General features: G+C 71.3%; 1 protein-coding gene. It reads right to left on the bottom strand.

The features are described 5' to 3' along the window. A partial coding sequence (locus tag LRA98_RS12780; protein WP_238634268.1) for an IS1380 family transposase occupies positions 1–1,272 on the bottom strand: 1,272 nt, incomplete at its 3' end. Positions 1,273–1,361: the final 89 nt, after the last annotated feature.

The raw sequence follows: 1,361 nt of genomic DNA, 5'->3' as shown, positions 1-1,361 counted from the left end.
GCGCTGGACGCGCACCGCGCTCTTGAGCACCTGCTCGCGCAGCCGGCGCAGGCTCCAGCCGTCGCCCGTGCCGCGCTCCAGGCTGTCGCGCAGCACATGGAGGAGCTGGTAGGCGAGCGCCCGGAGGGTGAGCAGCGCCTGGCTGCGGGCGAACGCCTGCGCCTCCGTCGCTCGGCCTCGGCGGGTGCAGGGCAGGGACTCGCCCATGACGTCTTTATACTCACCGAAGTGCGCCTCGGCCTTACCGCGCTGCTGGTAGTGGCGCCGGACGAAGCGCTGGCTGCCCTGGATGTTGGTGACCAGGTAGAACGCGTCCCGGAAGAGCTCGCCCGGGCGCTCACGGATGACCATGACCACGCGGCGGGGCCGCTCCCAGGTGCCCGCCTGGTACGCGAACGCCTCGGTCCACTCCCGCTCCCGCTTGGCGGGGCGTCCCCGGCGGTAGCGGTGCGGCTCGAAGCGGCGCTCGAGCGCCGCGTTGCGTGGCAGCCGGGCGATGTAGCCGATGCCGTGCGCATCCAGGGCGGCGAGCGTGGCGGCATCCGCGAAGCCCGCGTCCAGCCGGACCCGCACCTGGCGGGCAACGTGCGTGCGCAGGTACTCGACCAGCTTCGGGATCCACGCCGCCGCCTGGCTCGCCGGCCCGGCGTTGCCCGGGCGCAGCAGCACCCCGATCAGGTCGCCGGTCTCGGCGCAGAGGGCGAACAGCGGGTCATGCTGGCGCTGCCCGGTGTGCCCATTGAACGCGCTGCCGGGCTGCTGGCCGTGGGCCTGCAGCGGGACACCGTCGATGTCGATGGTCATCGTCCGGGTCCGAGCGCCTTGGCTGCGGGCCCGGACGCGCTGCTCGACGAGCTTGAGCAGCGCCTCGTCGAGCACCGCCTGGTTCTGCTCGTCGGCGAGGATATCGAGCAGCCGCGAGAGCGTCGGCTGCGAGGCCAGCTGTCGTTCGATGACCTGCTCACCGCGCCGGTCGCTGCCGCAGGCGGCGAGCATCGGGTCGTCCCGGAGGGCCTCGGCATCCCCCTGGCTGTCCCAGCCCTGGCCGATCATCGTGAGGCTGTCGCGCAGCAGCGTACTGAGCGGATGCCAGACACGGAGCGGATCGCGCGGGTCCTGGAGACGCTGGGTCATCCACTCGATGAGGCCCGTGCGCTCCAGGGCCTCGCGCTGCAGGATCACCCCGGCGTCGGAACTCAGCCGCTCGGGGCGAGCCTCGACCCGAAGGGCCTTGTTGAACGATGGCTGGAAGAGCGGTAGCGTTTCACCCATGGCGTGGCGTCGGCTCTGGTTCGTGTAGCTCTCAACTTCATGATTATCCAGAGCTTCCGGCGTCACGCCAACCTATTTGGCCGCCTGCC

The organism is Halorhodospira sp. M38 (assembly GCF_022227985.1).
In the GTDB taxonomy this organism is placed as follows: domain Bacteria; phylum Pseudomonadota; class Gammaproteobacteria; order Nitrococcales; family Halorhodospiraceae; genus Halorhodospira; species Halorhodospira halophila_A.
This window is presented reverse-complemented; position numbering and strand designations above follow the sequence as displayed.